The organism is Klebsiella sp. K4 (assembly GCF_014596785.2).
Lineage (GTDB): Bacteria > Pseudomonadota > Gammaproteobacteria > Enterobacterales > Enterobacteriaceae > Klebsiella > Klebsiella pneumoniae.
The window spans coordinates 3,982,954-3,999,514 of record NZ_CP115021.1 but is presented as its reverse complement, the minus strand read 5'-3'; the positions used below and the strand labels follow the sequence as shown (position 1 = coordinate 3,999,514).

General features: G+C 55.1%; 13 protein-coding genes. 10 read left to right on the top strand and 3 right to left on the bottom strand.

What is annotated here, in order from left to right:
* Nucleotides 1–7: 7 nt before the first annotated feature.
* Nucleotides 8–313 (bottom strand): hypothetical protein, encoded by a 306-nt coding sequence (locus tag IB144_RS19820; RefSeq protein ID WP_004191501.1) that lies wholly within the window; start codon nucleotides 311–313, stop codon nucleotides 8–10.
* Entirely contained in the window at nucleotides 291–953 is a 663-nt protein-coding gene (locus tag IB144_RS19815; protein WP_002892378.1) for a LuxR C-terminal-related transcriptional regulator, read from the bottom strand. The genes IB144_RS19820 and IB144_RS19815 overlap by 23 nt, the downstream gene beginning before the upstream one ends.
* Before the next feature lie 470 nt (nucleotides 954–1,423).
* On the opposite strand from IB144_RS19815, the gene IB144_RS19810 reads away from it, so the two are divergent.
* From IB144_RS19810 to IB144_RS19795, 4 genes are read left to right on the top strand one after another with little or no spacing between them, the layout of a single operon-like run.
* Nucleotides 1,424–1,984, top strand: a complete 561-nt coding sequence (locus IB144_RS19810) for a fimbrial protein (protein ID WP_062920883.1) — start codon at nucleotides 1,424–1,426, stop codon at nucleotides 1,982–1,984.
* 58 nt (nucleotides 1,985–2,042) lie between these two features.
* Nucleotides 2,043–2,738, top strand: a complete 696-nt coding sequence (locus IB144_RS19805) for a molecular chaperone (RefSeq protein WP_004893746.1) — start codon at nucleotides 2,043–2,045, stop codon at nucleotides 2,736–2,738.
* A 10-nt stretch (nucleotides 2,739–2,748) separates the two neighbouring features.
* A complete protein-coding gene (locus IB144_RS19800; protein WP_062920882.1) occupies nucleotides 2,749–5,184 on the top strand; it encodes a fimbria/pilus outer membrane usher protein in 2,436 nt (811 codons plus the stop codon).
* Nucleotide 5,185: 1 nt separating this feature from the next.
* Complete coding sequence (locus tag IB144_RS19795; RefSeq protein WP_016946536.1) at nucleotides 5,186–6,211, top strand: fimbrial protein; 1,026 nt, start codon at nucleotides 5,186–5,188, stop codon at nucleotides 6,209–6,211.
* A gap of 22 nt (nucleotides 6,212–6,233) precedes the next feature.
* Here IB144_RS19795 and IB144_RS19790 read toward each other — a convergent pair whose 3' ends face one another.
* Nucleotides 6,234–7,100 (bottom strand): GNAT family N-acetyltransferase, encoded by an 867-nt coding sequence (locus tag IB144_RS19790; RefSeq protein WP_004211259.1) that lies wholly within the window; start codon nucleotides 7,098–7,100, stop codon nucleotides 6,234–6,236.
* 510 nt (nucleotides 7,101–7,610) lie between these two features.
* Here IB144_RS19790 and IB144_RS19785 point away from each other — a divergent pair.
* The 6 genes from IB144_RS19785 to dtpD all read left to right on the top strand — a co-directional run bounded on the left by IB144_RS19785 (nucleotide 7,611) and on the right by dtpD (nucleotide 16,231).
* Nucleotides 7,611–8,531, top strand: a complete 921-nt coding sequence (locus IB144_RS19785; protein WP_002892400.1) for a Kdo(2)-lipid IV(A) acyltransferase — start codon at nucleotides 7,611–7,613, stop codon at nucleotides 8,529–8,531.
* 100 nt (nucleotides 8,532–8,631) lie between these two features.
* Nucleotides 8,632–8,904, top strand: coding sequence for a DUF1471 domain-containing protein (locus tag IB144_RS19780; protein ID WP_002892402.1), 273 nt, complete (start codon nucleotides 8,632–8,634; stop codon nucleotides 8,902–8,904).
* A 293-nt stretch (nucleotides 8,905–9,197) separates the two neighbouring features.
* Complete coding sequence (cadC, locus tag IB144_RS19775) at nucleotides 9,198–10,766, top strand: lysine decarboxylation/transport transcriptional activator CadC (RefSeq protein WP_004147422.1); 1,569 nt, start codon at nucleotides 9,198–9,200, stop codon at nucleotides 10,764–10,766.
* A gap of 365 nt (nucleotides 10,767–11,131) precedes the next feature.
* Entirely contained in the window at nucleotides 11,132–12,466 is a 1,335-nt protein-coding gene (cadB, locus tag IB144_RS19770) for a cadaverine/lysine antiporter (protein ID WP_002892484.1), read from the top strand.
* A gap of 82 nt (nucleotides 12,467–12,548) precedes the next feature.
* Nucleotides 12,549–14,696, top strand: coding sequence for a lysine decarboxylase CadA (gene cadA, locus IB144_RS19765; protein ID WP_002892486.1), 2,148 nt, complete (start codon nucleotides 12,549–12,551; stop codon nucleotides 14,694–14,696).
* Nucleotides 14,697–14,755: 59 nt separating this feature from the next.
* A complete protein-coding gene (gene dtpD, locus IB144_RS19760; protein WP_004151795.1) occupies nucleotides 14,756–16,231 on the top strand; it encodes a dipeptide permease DtpD in 1,476 nt (491 codons plus the stop codon).
* Nucleotides 16,232–16,561 lie beyond the last annotated feature (330 nt).

Genomic DNA, 16,561 nt, shown 5'->3' with positions numbered 1-16,561 from the left:
TTACTACTCAGAGATGCCGGGAGAGCAGATAGTGCTCGACGGCGGTATATTCGGTTAACCGGGTATACAGCGCCAACAGGGCGCTGAGAAAAGCGCCTACCTCACAGGCCTGCGGCCTGGGCGTGGCGAGTAATGGCTGTAGCGTAGCTCTCAGTTGATCAAGGTCGGGCTTCAGCACATACGGTATATGCAGGGTGCTGAGGATGGTTTCAGTCTGCTGGAAATCATGACGAGATGGCAACGCCTCGTCTGCGCTTAGCCAGCTCAGGATAATCAACATGAGGCGATTTTTAGCGTAGAGATACGATTTCATGGCCTGTCTCCTGTCGGTAGTGGCGCAACACCATCCCCTGAACTTTGTTCATCAGTTCCACGTTATTTTTCACCGCCAGCTTGCTAAGGACGCGTGAACGGTAGTAGTAGACCCGTTTGATCGTGAGCTGCATGGTGCTGGCCACGTGACACAACGGCATTCCCCCCATCAGCAGGCTGATTAAAAAAGTTTCCTTACGGGTCAGGTTATAGCTGTCAGGTATGGCGATATAGAGCTTGTCGGCGGGGGGCGATGTCAAGCGCGGACCGCGGGCAAGGGCAGCGCTGAGCCCGGCAAAACTGGTGATGAACTCTGCGCCGAGCACAATGGCGAGGCTGCGTTCGAGCTCGCTCAACGGGTAGCCTGATTTGGCAAAAATAAAGATCCGGATCAGGGGATTAAACGATTTTAAACTGAGCGCGACCTGCAGTACTTCGATGCTGACGCTGCTGTAATCAATAAGGATGGTGCTTAGCCGGGCTCCGGCATCGGTCGCAAAAAAAGTATAGAACATCTCACTCTGTCCACTAAACGGGTAACAGAGTATTTCTTTAATATCCAGAGGCTTGCTGTTTGGTTCATTAATATACGCTTTCAGGGCAATATTAAAATATTCTGAATCCGCAATGCAGATCAACATAATGACCTCCTGGCATAAATACGCTGTGCATGCTGTCCTGCCTGATTCGACAATTTACTGTAGAGAATACCCGCCAGAAATAACATACTCCCTGCGCTTTCAATCCAGGGGGGAGAACGTGGGAGGAGGTGGTTAATAATGAGGGTGAGATAGTTAGATCGCATTTCTCGAATGTTTTTTAGAAAATAAAAAATAAAAATTACCTTTTATTTACAGTGAGTTGTGTTTTTATTATGCGTCAGTTTTATTTCTTTTTCAAAGTGGTGTTAAGACTTTTCTATAAAAAGTAGAAATGGTCCTGGTGGCGAATTTGAATAATAAATAATGAAGTGAGTAGGATGTCAGTGCAGGGAAGGGGTTAAAAGATAACAGGCTAATCCAATGGACTGAGCATTAATAAATTGTACGTATAAAGTACGCCAGGGTATTTCCTGAACGATTCTCCATAAGCGTGGTGATGAGGAGTGAAGATGAAAAAATACAGCAGAGGAATGGCATCTTTCGTGGTGATGATGATGCTTTCTCCGGTAGCGGCACAGGCTGCTGATGGCAAAGTCACCTTTAATGGTGAAGTCATCGAAAATACTTGTACGGTAGTGAATAAAGACAAGACGGTAACCCTACCGACGGTCCAGCGTTCAGCGCTCAGCAGCGCGGGTGAGACGGCGGGCGTGGTTCCCTTCACCATCGATCTGACGAGCTGCACCCCAGGGGCTGATGTCTCGGTGTACTTCGAGAAAGATCAATACGTTTCCACGGAGGGTCGACTAAAAAACACTCTGTCTGACGGCACGCAAGCAGAAAACGTCGATGTGGAGCTGCTGAACACCCGGTTTACGCCGATTAACCTCGCGGAGACCCCGGCGGTCGCTGCAGACGGCAAAGTTGCTCGCCTGGAAGCGATCCCGGTGGCGGTGGCTGAGCAGGATGGTTCCGCCTCGCTGCCTTTCTATGCCCGCTACTATGCGACCGATGCCGCCAAGGCTGGAAAAGTCGCAGCCTACGTCAACTTTACGGTGGTCTATCCGTAACCCCTGTCCACGGCCCCGCTCAGGGGCCGTTTATCCCCCCGACAAGGAGGAGGTGAATATGCGGCGTATGGTTCTGGCACTGCTGCTGTCCAGCTATTTACCCTCGGCGGACGCCAGCATGGTTATTGACGGCACACGGATTATTTTTCCCGGCGACAAAAAAGAGATCGCCGTCCGGGCCACCAATATGGGGGAGACCCCCTCTCTGACGCAGGTCTGGGTCGACGATGGCCGCGTGCAAAATCAACCGGAAAAGGATGCGGCGCCGTTTATTGTGCTGCCGCCGATTGTGCGCATCGAACCGGGAAAAGGCCAGAGCTGGCGCCTGGTGTTTAACGGCAGCCGCCTGCCGCAGGATCGGGAATCGCTGTTCTGGTTCAATCTTCTGGATATCCCACCTGAGCCGAAAAATGGCAAGACTGACAATTACCTGCAGCTCGCGATACGGTCGCGTATCAAGCTGTTTTACCGTCCGGCAGGCGTGGCGGCGGAAAAAATAGCCGCGGAAAAAGCCCTGAGCTGGGCGCTGGCTCCTACGGGCAACGGGCTGCGGGTGAGCAATGCCTCAGCGCGCTATATCACCATCGACAGCATCACCCTTAACGGACAAAAACACGCTGCCGGCATGGTCGCCCCGTTTTCCTCGCTGGAGATCGCGCCTAAAGGGGTCGCGCTGCGCACGCTGCCAGCCAAATTCAGCTTCACCACCATCAATGATTACGGCGCGGTAGTGAATCATAATTATCCTCAGTAAGGACATTATTATGAAACTCAGGGAGATCAAGGTTGGGTTGATGCTGCTCCTTCCCTGGCAGGAGGCATGGGCGGCGGAGGCGTTTAGTTTTAACCGCGCCCATTTGCACGGCGCCGCGCAGGTTGATCTCCAGAAATATCAATACGGTAATCCACTGCACGCCGGACAGTACCGCAGCACGCTCTCGGTGAATGGCCGGGACCTGGGGGAAGAAACGTTTGTTATCCAGGAACACGATGGCCAGCTTGAGCCCTGCATCTCACCCTCGCTGTTCGACGCTCTGCAGCTGAAGGATGCCCAGTGGCCAACCGCGGCCACCTGCCTGCGTTTTTCGCAGATCGATAAGGCGATCGGCTGGGAGTATGACAGCGGGGAAAACGTCCTGCGGGTAAATATGCCCCAGGCGCTGCTGCAACCCCATTATCGGGGGGCGGTGAACCTGAAAAAGGTGGATAGCGGCGTGCCCGCCGCGGTGCTGCGCTACCAGGCCAATAGCTATCAGAGCATCGTCGACGGGGATAGCAGCAGCCATCATTATCTCGGGCTGGATGCCAGCCTGCGCGCCTTTGGCTGGCGGTTACATCACCAGTCCAGCTACCAGGCGCAGGAAGGGAATACGCACTGGGATAGCATTGCCACCTGGGCTGAGAGAAGTGTAGTGAACTGGGCGTCCACGTTACGGCTGGGTCAGGGATGGACCGACGGAACCTTCTTTGACAGCGTCAGTTTTATCGGCGGCAGGCTGGCTACCGATGTGCGCATGCTGCCGGGCTCTCGCCGCGGTTTTGCGCCGTCGGTCAGCGGCGTGGCGCGCACCAACGCCCGCGTAACGGTCACCCAGAACGGCGCCCTGTTGTACGAGGCAACGGTTCCGCCGGGCAAATTCACCTTCGACGATCTCTATCCCACCAACGCCGGCGGCGATTTACAGGTGACGATCCACGAGGCGGATGGCAGTCAGGACACCTTTACCGTGCCGTACGCCACGCTGCCTGGCCTGGTGCGGGCAGGCGCGGTCTATTATGATCTGTCGCTGGGCTATCTGGATGAGGACGGGATCGCCGGGCGGCCGGGATTTGGCGAAGCCACGCTGCAGTACGGCTTCAATGACTATATCAGCGGCTATACCGGCGCTAACGCGACGACAGATTATTACTCGACGCTGGTCGGCAGCGCCTTCAATACCTACTGGGGCGCGCTGGCGGTCGATCTTTCCCGTTCTGCGGCGAAGGGCAGGGAGCACGGCTGGCAGGAGGGCTACCGCTGGCGGGTGTCCGCATCAAAATCGTTTACATCCGATACGCGAATGCTGCTCTCGATGAGCCACAGCAACGAGGGCAATTATCGCTCCATTCGCGATGCCGCCTGGGAGCACGACCGGCACCCCAACGACTGGCGGGAGATGACCCGCTACAGCGCGACGTTGTCTCAGCAGGCCGGCAGCGGCAGTCTGTCATTTAACGGAATCTGGAGTGAGGATGTCCGCCACCACCGCTGGCGCTCATATCAGCTGGGCTATGCCAACCGCTATGGTCAGCTCAATTACTATCTGTATGCCCAGCAGAGCCAGGATATCCATCACCGCAATAATCAGGTGGTGGGCGTCTCCTTTTCGCTGCCGTTCGGGCAGGCGGGCAGCCTGACCACCCGCTTTAACCACGATAAAAACTACGGCAGCCAGCTGCAGTCCAGCTATACCGGCAGCGCAGGCGAGAAAAACGCCTTCAGCTACGGTTTGACCGCCAGCTACGACATGCCGCGGGAGAACCCAAATGAAGCCAGCGTTGCGGCCAACGGTAGCCTGCGGACGGATTATGCGTACCTGAACGCCAGCGCCAGCGCCGGTCGCCATCAGCAGCAGTACTCGCTGGGGGCATCGGGCGCCCTGGTAGCGCATCAGGGCGGCATGACCGCCACCCCCGAACTGGGGGAAACCTTCGCCATTGTGGAAGCGCCCGGCGCGGTGGGGGCCCGGGTGGCTAACCGCCCTGGACAGCCGATTAACCGCCAGGGTTTTACGATCATCCCTTACCTCGATCCCTTTACCGCTAACTGGCTGGATCTCGATCCGCAGGGTCTGAACGACCATGTGGAGATTGTCTCCAGCAGCACGACGGTGGTGCCCGATTCGGGCGCGGCGGTGAAGGTCAAATTTGTCACGCGTACCGGCTATCCCTGGTTTGCCCATGTCACGCTGCCGGATGGCGCGGCGCCCCCGCTGGGCGCGGAGGTGTTCGACGACAACGGTCGGGCGGTTGGCGCCGTCGGTCAGGGCGGGCTGCTGTATGCCCGGGTGCCGCAGGACCACGGCAGCGTCTCGGTAGTATGGGGCGAACGCAGCGGGCAACGCTGCCGGTTGGCCTATGCCATCCGCGACGACGCGGTGCAGCAGGTTAGCAGCGGCACGCCGCATCAGGTCTGCCGGCCGGGAATAAAGGAGAAGTAATATGAAAAAAATCATCGCATCAGGGGTACCTCTTCTGCTGGCCGGCGGGTACTGCGCTTCGCTGTCGGCAGCGTGTCAGATGGTCAGTGGCAAAACTATCGAGTATTCAGTGAACGTCAGCCAGGCCAGTATCAACCTTGACGTCAGCGATCTCCCCATCGGCTCCCTGCTATACAGCTACGGAGGGATGATTATCACTAATAACGAACGCTGGGAGATCGCCTGCAGCGGCAGCGAGCCCGGCGGGTTTCAGAGCATTGGCGGTTCCCGGGTCGGCCCGGCGGGAGACGGCAAGCCGGGGGATATCTACAGCATCGACCGCCTGCCGGGCATCGGCTACAGCTTTCAGATGGGGGAACAGGATGGCATTAATTTCGATCCCCTGTTCACGGCCTGGCCTTCCGCGCCGGTATTTTCCGGCCAGCGCGCATTTCAGGCGGAAAATAAAAAACCGACCATCTATTTCTGGCGGATTGCCGATAACGGCGGTCTACCGCCGCCGGGCGAATATTGCCTTAATGATTACCTTGGCGATATTTATCTTGGCGGAGTACAGGCGATGCGCTTCAGCGTCAGCGGACTCTGTATTCAGGTCAAATCACCCACCTGCAAGATTACTGACGACAGTAAAAACATTAACGTCTTCCTCGGACGGCATAACAAAACCGCATTTACCGGGCTCAACAGCACCACCGCCCCGGTTCCTTTTAACATCAACCTGACGAACTGTGAAAATGTCGGCAGCGTGTTTATGCAGTTTAACGCGACGGTGGACAGCGCTGTCGCCGCCAACGAAGTGATTAAAATCGATGACCAACCCGAAGGGGCATCCGGACTTGGCGTGCAGATCCTCAGTGCCGGCGGCGCGCTGGTGCCGCTAAACCAGGTGAGCCAGGTCTGGTCCGGGAATAAAGGCAGTCAGACGAACTATCGTTTATCCTATCAGGCCCGCTATATCCAGACGCAGCCCGCAGTGACTGCGGGCGAAGCGAACGCCAGCGCGACCTTCGTGGTGACTTATAACTGATCTGCCTGGCGGCGCGGCGCCGTCAGGCATGCGCCAGTAAAGGAAACATCAACTTCCTGTCTTTAAACAGGTTTTCCTTCTGGTCATAGACGAAGAGGATATCTTCTCCCTCTATCTTCTCATACTCGCCGAGCCGGTCTTCACTGGGGGTAAAACCGAGGATGGCCTGGTAAACGTGGTCATCGGCCAGTTCGTTGACCAGCGTCGACAGGCTCTTACCCACGTCGCAGAACAGATCAAAGCAGATCAGCACCGGACCGTTTTGCATGGCGATGACCACCGCCTCATTTTTTGCCGAGTAATAGACAAAATGCTTCATAAAGGCTGAGCAGTAAAACATCAGCAGGCCAAAGTTATGCTCCACCCGCAGCGGTGAGAACGGGTTGGATTTTTCATAGTAATGGCGGAGCAGGGCGACATCGTCAGCGCTGTCCATATCCAGTTTACGAAAATCACCGGCTCGCGGGGAGACCGGCATAATATATTGATGTTCTTCGCTGCGGGTGAAGCCAAATTTGGGGTAAAAATCCACCGTGGTGGGATTGGCGAATAAAAAGAAGGCGTCCGCCTCCTGCTGCCAGTCCTGCAGGATGTGATGGATAAGCTGGCCGGCTAATCCCTTATTACGGTGGTCCGGTTCGGTCATCACGGTGCCAATCTGAATATAACGCCGGGGCTCGCCCTGCCAGCGCAGGTCGATGATGTTGGCCGAAGCGTTAGCGATAACTTTATTGCGTTCGACAAAAGCATAGGGGATATAGGCATCGGTCCAGTAACCTTGCTGATACCACTCTTCAAAAGACAGGTCAAAAGTCTTAACGGCAAGGTCAATGAAGCTTTTTCTTAATGGGTTATTTTCTCTGACTTGCTTCACTAATTGATAATTCATTGTCATAGTTCCTTCTCACTATGGCTTCTGAAAGCGGCGACGTCGGCAAAGGCACTTGCGTCGAATGAGCGCTGTAAACGTAGCATATCTGGGAAAAGGATCCGCAATGTCGATGCTTAACCTTTGCCCCAGTCACAAATAACCGCATGCTGGCCGTGTCAAACCGGGCGAAACGGACTGTTTGCGTTCGCTATCGCCATAATAAAGCGTGAGTAAAAGAGGTATTGGTCGAGAGGCTGAGGCAAATGTACTGGCTATTTTATCGACAATCGGCCGAGCCGTAGAGGTTAGGTTTATTTATTTATGCATTAAACAGGAAATTTTACGCGTTGCGTCTAATAATAGAGTAGTCCCCAGCGTAAGGGCTGAATTTATCCTGGAATCGGCTTATAATAACGCGCTTTGTGATTGAGTATTACCGCACGAATTGGAAAAATACTACGTGCAGGATCCGCTACTTTATTTCGCGGTTTTTGCTCAGCTATTATTGAGTGAATTAACAGGATTACTATGTCAAATTTACCCAAATTTTCCCGCGCGCTGTTGCACCCGCGTTACTGGCTATTGTGGCTGGGAATTGGCTTTTTGTGGCTGCTGGTGCAATTACCGTATCCGGTGATCTACCGTCTGGGAACGGCGCTTGGGCGGCTGGCAATGCGGGTGATGAAAAGCCGCGCGCGGATTGCCAGACGTAATCTCGAACTCTGCTTTCCCGAGATGAGCGCCGCCGATCGCGAGGCGCTGCTGGTGAAAAACTTTGAATCGCTGGGCATGGGGCTGATGGAGACCGGCATGGCCTGGTTCTGGCCGACGCACCGGGTAGCGCGCTGGACCGAGACCAGCGGCGTTAACGAGGTGGTGGAGCTTCTGGAAGAAAAGCAGGGCATTTTACTGATCGGTATCCATTTTCTGACCCTCGAAATGGGTGCGCGAATGTACGGCATGTTTACCCCAGGCATTGGCGTCTACCGGCCCAACGATAACCCGCTGATTGACTGGCTGCAAACCTGGGGACGCTTGCGCTCTAACAAGACCATGCTGGATCGAAAAAATCTGAAAGGGATGGTCAGGGCGCTAAAAGAGGGGGAAATTCTCTGGTACGCGCCGGATCATGACTACGGTCCGGCCAGCAGCGTCTTCGCCCCGCTGTTTGCCGTCGAACAGGCGGCGACCACCACCGGTACCTGGATGCTGGCGAAAATGTCCGGGGCGACGATTGTGCCGTTTGTTCCGCGGCGCAAGCCCAACGGCATGGGGTATGAATTGATCTCCCTGACGCCGGAGCGCACGCCGCCGCTGGCGAGCGCCGAGGTTACGGCGGCCTGGATGAATCAGATTATCGAACAGTGCATCCTGATGGCGCCCGAGCAATACATGTGGCTGCACCGGCGCTTTAAGACCCGCCCGGAAGGGGTACCGCCGCGTTACTGAACGCCTCGGCCAAAAAATAAGCGCATCGGTAGCACGCTCAGTAAATCGCCGTCTATACTGAAAGGGCCTGACTGAAGGCTAATTCCAAGGAGATTGCAGGATGAAAAAAGTGATAGTCGCGTTAGCCCTTTCCGCCGTTGCATTTGGCGCCTCCGCCGCGCAGTTGATTACCAAAGAAGAAGTGAAACACTTCAAACTGACCAAAGTCGGGCCGATCTCGGTGGGGCCGTCCGGTGGCGAATTCTCTTCGCCTTCCGATCTGCACGATCAGCTCTCCAAGCTGGCCGATGAGAAAGGCGGAAAGTACTACGTTATCACCGCTGCGCGTGAGCATGGCCCTAACTTTGAAGCCACAGCGGAAGTGTATAAATAACCTTTTTTTAAAGCGTGCCGTATCGGCGCGCAACGCATTGAGCCTGGAGCGCGTTAAGCCTCCGGGCTTATTTTTTTCTGCTATCGGAATTGCCTTAGGCAATAGCGGCAGCGGAAATGCGTTTTTATCGCTATATATAGATTTCATGATCACGATGTTAATGAATTATTGCTTTTTATTGTTAATAAAGAGCCAATTCCGGCCTAATGCCTGAGGGAGTGACCCCTGGCAAAAATAGGTAGGACAAATGTGTTATCATCGCGCCTTTCCCTTTTTGTCTGGGGCTTTCTTGTATGCTACAACCTGTTGTTCGCGTCGGTGAATGGCTGGTAACCCCCTCTGTAAACCAAATCAGCAGGAAGGGGCGCCAGCTTACCCTTGAACCGCGTTTAATCGATCTTCTGGTCTTTTTTGCCCGCCATCCGGGGGAAGTGCTTAGCCGGGACGAGCTTATCGAAAACGTCTGGACCCGGAACGTTGTGACCAGCCACGTCGTCACGCAGAGTATTTCTGAACTGCGCAAGTCGCTCAAAGACGGCGACGACGTTAGCCTTGAGTACATCGCGACGGTACCCAAACGGGGGTATAAGCTCACGGTGCCGGTGATCTGGTGCACCGAAGAGGGGGAGGAGCTAGCCCCGTCGATGGAGGCGCTGACGCCTTCGCCGTCGACCGCCGTTCCTGCGCCGCCGGCCGCCGGTGCGCCATCCGACGTCTCTGTCCCTCTCCCTGATGCCGCCGCGCCGCCACCGGCTCCTACCGTGGCCAGCGCGCCGTCAGGCCGCAAGCGCCTCACTACCGCCCTGGTGTGGGGGCTGTTCCTGTTGGCGCTGGGCACCTGCGTGGCGCTGGTGGCGCTGTCGAGCATGGAATCGCGGCCGCCGGTCAACAAGGCGCGTCTGCTGCTCAATCCGCGCGATATCGATATCCACCTGGTGAATGGCAACTCCTGCGCCAACTGGTCGTCGCAGCACTCCTACGCCGTTGGGCTGGCCAGCCTGATCACCACCTCGCTGAACACTTTCTCGACCTTTATGGTGCATGACAAAACGGACTACAACATCAATGAACCAAGCAGTTCCGGCAAAACGCTGACCATTGAGTTCGTTAATCAGCGCCATTATCGGGCGCAGCAGTGCTTTATGTCGGTCCAGCTGGTGGACAACGCCGACAGCTCGACGATGCTGGATAAGCGCTACTTTGTGACCAACGATAACCAGCTGACCATCCAGAACGATCTGATGAACAGCCTGTCGGATGCCCTGGCGCAGCCGTGGCCGGCGCGAATGCAGGCGATGCTCAGGCAATATCAGCCCTCGCAAAGCGTGGCGTTAACCTATTTCTACCAGTCGCATCAGCTGTTAATGAAGGGCGACGTCGATTCATTAAGTAAGGCCAGTAGCCTGCTGGATGATGTGATTAAGCGGGCGCCGGATTTTATTTACGCCTATGCCGAAAAAACGCTGGTGGATGTATTGCGCCATTCGCAACAGCCGCTGGATGATAAACAGCTGGCCGCCCTCTACAGTGAAGTCGAGCGGGTAGGGGCGATGCCGGGTATAAAAGACATGGCGATTTATTATCAAATAAAAGCGGTGGATTCATTGGGGAAGGGCAAAGTCGACGAAGCAAATACCGCAATTAATAGTGCGATTGATTTAGAGATGTCATGGCTAAATTATGTGCTGTTAGGCAAAGTCTATGAGATGAAAGGTGAGAACCGTCTGGCTGCCGATTCTTACATCACGGCGTTTAATTTACGTCCTGGCGAAGATACCCTGTACTGGATTGAAAATGGGGTTTTCCAGACGTCGGTTAACCGAGTAGTTCCATATCTCGACAACTTTCTCTCTTCAGAATAAGTAAACCCTCATCATGTGCAAGGTTTTGGGCATGGTGAGGTTAAATTTATGTTTCTCATGAAGCCTCTTGTTGTTATTTTTATTTAGCATTCAGGAGGCTTTAAATAACAGTCAGGTAACACGCTCCGCTTCTCGTAAGTATCTGTAATGCAACGATGTTTATCTTTTTCTGACACCCTGTTGTCATGTTTATATGTTAAGCGAAAAAGGTCAAAATATCATTTGTCTGATGTTTGTTTTTATATCACTTTATCTTTAGGACTTATCTCGTACAAATCAGTAATCTTGTTGGCAGTTGGTCGGGTCAATTAATGGTTCTGTATCATGATCTGTACCTCCCAAATAAACTTAGGAGAAAAACAACCATGAGTTCTGCCAAGAAGATCGGGCTATTTGCCTGTACCGGTGTCGTCGCCGGTAATATGATGGGGAGCGGGATTGCATTATTACCTGCGAACCTGGCCAGCATCGGTGGTATTGCCATTTGGGGCTGGGTGATTTCAATTATTGGTGCGATGTCTCTGGCTTATGTTTATGCCCGACTGGCCACTAAAAACCCGCAACAGGGCGGTCCTATTGCCTACGCTGGCGAAATATCTCCGGCATTCGGTTTCCAGACCGGTGTCCTTTATTATCATGCAAACTGGATTGGTAACCTGGCCATCGGGATTACCGCAGTTTCTTATCTCTCTACGTTCTTCCCAATTTTAAATAACCCGGTGCCAGCAGGTATTGCCTGTATTGCCATCGTGTGGATCTTTACTTTCGTTAATATGCTCGGCGGGACCTGGGTCAGCCGTCTGACCACTATTGGTCTGGTACTGGTGCTTATTCCGGTAGTCATGACCGCGGTCGTCGGCTGGCACTGGTTTGATGTCGCTACCTATCAGGCGAACTGGAATACCTCCAGCACCACCGATAGCCACGCGGTTATTAAAAGTATCCTGCTCTGCCTGTGGGCCTTCGTTGGCGTAGAATCCGCCGCCGTGAGTACCGGGATGGTGAAAAACCCGAAACGTACCGTGCCGCTGGCTACCATGCTGGGCACTGCGATGGCCGGTATCGTCTACATCGCCGCGACTCAGGTTATCGCCGGTATGTATCCTGCTTCTCAGATGGCCGCGTCCGGTGCGCCGTTCGCAATTAGCGCCTCTACCATCCTCGGCGGCTGGGCTGCACCGATGGTATCCGCTTTCACCGCCTTTGCCTGCCTGACTTCTCTGGGCTCGTGGATGATGCTGGTTGGCCAGGCCGGTGTACGTGCCGCCAACGACGGTAACTTCCCGAAAGTGTATGGCGAAGTTGATAACAACGGTATTCCGAAAAAAGGCCTGCTGCTGGCCGCAGTGAAAATGACCGCGCTGATGGTGCTGATTACCCTGATGAACTCCGCCGGTGGTAAAGCCTCTGACCTGTTCGGCGAACTGACCGGTATCGCGGTACTGCTGACCATGCTGCCTTACTTCTACTCCTGTGTTGACCTGATTCGTTTCGAAGGCATCAACATCCGTAACTTCGTTAGCCTGATTTGTTCGGTACTGGGTTGCGTGTTCTGCTTCATCGCGCTGATGGGCGCAAGCTCCTTCGAACTGGCCGGCACTTTCATCGTTAGCCTGATTATCCTGATGTTCTACGGTCGCAAAATGCACCAGCGCCAGAACAACGCATCGGATAACAACACCACCGCTAACGCGCACTAATCAGCAACCCGTTTTCCTGAGGCTCCTTCCATCACCTGTCATCACGCGACGGGAGGGGCTTTCTACATCTGGAGATTTGACTATGAACGTTATTGCAATCATGAATCACATGGGGGTTTACTTCAAAGAAGAACCCATCCGTGAACTGCATCGTGCTCTCGAACGCCTGGACTTCCGTATTGTCTACCCGAACGACCGTGACGACTTATTAAAACTTATTGAAAACAACTCTCGTCTGTGCGGCGTGATCTTCGACTGGGATAAATACAATCTCGAACTGTGCGAAGAAATCAGCAAAATGAACGAGTACATGCCGCTGTATGCGTTCGCTAACACCTACTCCACTCTGGACGTTAGCCTGAACGATCTGCGCATGCAGGTTCGCTTCTTCGAATATGCGCTGGGCGCTGCGGAAGATATCGCGAACAAAATCAAACAGAACACTGACGAATACATCGACACCATTCTGCCGCCGCTGACCAAAGCGCTGTTCAAATATGTCCGTGAAGGTAAATATACCTTCTGTACCCCAGGCCACATGGGCGGTACCGCGTTCCAGAAAAGCCCGGTAGGCAGCATCTTCTACGATTTCTTTGGCTCCAACACCATGAAATCCGATATCTCCATTTCGGTTTCTGAACTGGGTTCCCTGCTGGACCACAGCGGCCCGCACAAAGAAGCGGAAGAGTATATCGCTCGCGTGTTTAACGCAGAACGCAGCTACATGGTGACCAACGGTACTTCTACCGCTAACAAAATCGTCGGCATGTACTCCGCGCCGGCCGGCAGCACCGTGCTGATTGACCGTAACTGCCACAAATCGCTGACTCACCTGATGATGATGAGCGACATTACGCCGATCTACTTCCGTCCGACCCGTAACGCCTACGGTATCCTCGGCGGTATTCCGCAGAGCGAATTCCAGCACGCGACTATCGCCAAGCGTGTGAAAGAGACGCCGAATGCGACCTGGCCGGTACACGCGGTGATCACCAACTCAACCTATGATGGTCTGCTGTATAACACCGACTTCATCAAGAAAACCCTGGATGTGAAATCCATCCACTTTGACTCCGCGTGGGTGCCTTACACCAACTTCTCGCCGATCTATGAAGGCAAATGCGGGATGAGCGGCGGCCGCGTCGAAGGGAAAGTGATTTATGAAACCCAGTCCACGCACAAACTGCTGGCGGCGTTCTCCCAGGCGTCGATGATCCACGTGAAAGGCGACGTAAACGAAGAGACCTTCAACGAAGCCTACATGATGCACACCACCACCTCTCCACACTACGGGATCGTGGCCTCCACCGAAACCGCGGCGGCGATGATGAAGGGGAACGCTGGTAAGCGTCTGATCGATGGCTCTATTGAACGTTCCATCAAGTTCCGTAAAGAGATCAAACGTCTGAAAGGCGAGTCTGACGGCTGGTTCTTCGACGTCTGGCAGCCGGAGCATATCGATGGTCCTGAATGCTGGCCGCTGCGTTCCGACAGCGCATGGCACGGTTTCAAAAACATCGATAACGAACACATGTACCTCGACCCGATCAAAGTCACGCTGCTGACTCCGGGGATGAAGAAAGACGGCACCATGGATGACTTCGGTATTCCGGCAAGCATCGTGGCGAAATACCTCGACGAACACGGCATCGTGGTTGAGAAAACCGGTCCGTACAACCTGCTGTTCCTGTTCAGTATCGGTATCGATAAGACTAAAGCGCTGAGCCTGCTGCGTGCGCTGACCGACTTCAAACGCGCGTTCGACCTGAACCTGCGGGTGAAAAACATGCTGCCGTCGCTGTACCGTGAAGATCCTGAATTCTATGAAAACATGCGTATTCAGGACCTCGCGCAGAACATTCACAAACTGATTGAGCATCACAACCTGCCGGATCTGATGTTCCGCGCGTTTGAAGTGCTGCCATCGATGGTGATGACCCCGTATGCCGCGTTCCAGAAAGAGCTGCACGGTCAGACGGAAGAAGTGTATCTCGAAGAGATGGTCGGCCGCGTCAACGCCAATATGATCCTGCCGTATCCTCCGGGAGTGCCGCTGGTGATGCCGGGTGAGATGATCACCGAAGAGAGCCGTCCGGTGCTGGAGTTCCTGCAGATGCTGTGCGAAATCGGCGCCCACTATCCAGGCTTCGAAACCGATATCCACGGCGCCTATCGTCAGGCGGATGGTCGTTACACCGTTAAAGTGCTGAAAGAAGAGAATAACAAGTAATAGACGCACACCAGGGAAGTGGCTTGCCACTTCCCTTTTTCACGCTGCAAGGAGAACACATGAAAACACCCTCACAGCCGCGCGCGATTTACTACATCGTTGCGATCCAGATCTGGGAGTACTTCAGCTTTTACGGCATGCGCGCCTTACTCATCCTTTACCTTACCCACCAGCTTGGCTTCGACGACAGCCACGCCATCAGCCTGTTCAGCGCTTACGCATCTCTGGTTTACGTTACCCCTATTCTCGGCGGCTGGCTTGCCGACCGCCTGCTCGGCAACCGCACGGCGGTAATTGCCGGGGCGCTGTTGATGACCCTCGGCCATGTGGTGCTGGGCGTTGAGTCGACCTCCGCATGGAGTTTGTACGTCGCGCTGGCGATCATCATCTGCGGCTACGGCCTGTTCAAATCCAATATCAGCTGCCTGCTCGGCGAACTGTACGCTCACGACGACCCGCGTCGCGACGGCGGTTTCTCGCTGCTGTACGCCGCCGGCAACGTCGGCTCGATTGCCGCGCCCATCGCCTGCGGACTGGCGGCGCAGTGGTACGGCTGGCATATCGGCTTCGCCCTTGCGGGGATCGGTATGTTTATCGGCCTGATGATTTTCTTAAGCGGCAGCCGCCACTTCCGGCATACCCGCGGCGTCGATAAACCGGCGCTGCGGGCGGTGAAGTTCGTGCTGCCGACCTGGGGCTGGCTGCTGGTGATGCTCTGCCTGGCGCCGGTATTTTTCACTCTGCTGCTGCAAAACAACTGGTCCGGCTATCTGCTGGCGATCGTCTGCCTGTTCGCTGCCCAGATGGTGGCGCGGATCATGATCAAAGCCCCGGAGCATCGACGCGCGCTGTGGCAGATCGTCCTGCTGATGCTCGCCGGAACGCTGTTCTGGGTGCTGGCGCAGCAGGGCGGGAGCTCGATTAGCCTGTTTATCGACCACTTCGTCAATCGTCGTCTGCTGAACTGGGACGTGCCGACCGCGCTGTTCCAGTCAGTTAACGCGATAGCGGTGATGGCGGCCGGCGTGGTGCTGGCGTGGCTGATGCGCCCGGAAGGCAGCGTGCGTTCTGTGCTGCGCGTCTGGCTGAAATTTTCTTTCGGCCTGCTGCTGATGGGCGGCGGCTTTATGCTGCTGGCGCTCAATGCCCGCCATGGCGCGGCTGACGGTCAGGCCTCGATGGGCATGATGGTCGCCGGGCTGGCGATGATGGGCTTTGCCGAACTGTTTATCGACCCGGTGGCGATGGCGCAAATCACCCGTCTGAACATGCCCGGCGTCACCGGCGTATTGACCGGCATTTATATGCTGGCCACCGGCGCGGTGGCCAACTGGCTGGCGGGCGTGGTCGCCCAGCAAACCACCGAATCGCAAATCAGCGATACGGCGATTGCCGCCTATCAGCATTTCTTCGCGCAGATGGGCGAATGGACCCTCGGCTGCGTGGCGGTGATGGTCATTATCGCCTTTGCCGCGGCCTGTAGCGTTGGCAAACGTCGTGCGGCTGCCGGTGAAATTACCGGCGGCGGCGCCTGACGCTCGTCCCGGCTCGTGGCGTAAACACCTTATCCGGGCCGCGATTCGTAGCCCCGGTAAGCGCAGCGCGACCGGGGGCATTACCTCAACAGCGGAGCGCGAAGTCGCTCCTTGCACAGCTTAGTGAACAGGAGGAGGATATTCTGGCATGCGCGGAGGCCAACGATAAAAAATACCGTTACTGAAGCCATAGCTGAGTGAGATCAGCTTGGAGTGAATCCAGGATCGTTAAGATTGTGCTCTGGTGTCTTCCCAGAGACAGGCCGCGCGGAAGGGTGACCTGGTTCAATTTATCGAAGCTAGTTTGAAAGCAAGGTTATGAGGAATCCA

Excerpts from the sequence above, each read along its gene's own strand:
- IB144_RS19820 (WP_004191501.1), bottom strand. The coding sequence starts at position 313 with ATGAAATCGTATCTCTACGCTAAAAATCGCCTCATGTTGATTATCCTG.
- IB144_RS19810 (WP_062920883.1), top strand. The coding sequence starts at position 1,424 with ATGAAAAAATACAGCAGAGGAATGGCATCTTTCGTGGTGATGATGATG.
- IB144_RS19805 (WP_004893746.1), top strand. The coding sequence starts at position 2,043 with ATGCGGCGTATGGTTCTGGCACTGCTGCTGTCCAGCTATTTACCCTCG.
- IB144_RS19800 (WP_062920882.1), top strand. The coding sequence starts at position 2,749 with ATGAAACTCAGGGAGATCAAGGTTGGGTTGATGCTGCTCCTTCCCTGG.
- cadA (WP_002892486.1), top strand. The coding sequence starts at position 12,549 with ATGAACGTTATTGCAATCATGAATCACATGGGGGTTTACTTCAAAGAA.
- dtpD (WP_004151795.1), top strand. The coding sequence starts at position 14,756 with ATGAAAACACCCTCACAGCCGCGCGCGATTTACTACATCGTTGCGATC.
- IB144_RS19780 (WP_002892402.1), top strand. The coding sequence starts at position 8,632 with ATGAAAAAAGTGATAGTCGCGTTAGCCCTTTCCGCCGTTGCATTTGGC.
- IB144_RS19795 (WP_016946536.1), top strand. The coding sequence starts at position 5,186 with ATGAAAAAAATCATCGCATCAGGGGTACCTCTTCTGCTGGCCGGCGGG.
- cadC (WP_004147422.1), top strand. The coding sequence starts at position 9,198 with ATGCTACAACCTGTTGTTCGCGTCGGTGAATGGCTGGTAACCCCCTCT.
- cadB (WP_002892484.1), top strand. The coding sequence starts at position 11,132 with ATGAGTTCTGCCAAGAAGATCGGGCTATTTGCCTGTACCGGTGTCGTC.
- IB144_RS19815 (WP_002892378.1), bottom strand. The coding sequence starts at position 953 with ATGTTGATCTGCATTGCGGATTCAGAATATTTTAATATTGCCCTGAAA.
- IB144_RS19785 (WP_002892400.1), top strand. The coding sequence starts at position 7,611 with ATGTCAAATTTACCCAAATTTTCCCGCGCGCTGTTGCACCCGCGTTAC.
- IB144_RS19790 (WP_004211259.1), bottom strand. The coding sequence starts at position 7,100 with ATGAATTATCAATTAGTGAAGCAAGTCAGAGAAAATAACCCATTAAGA.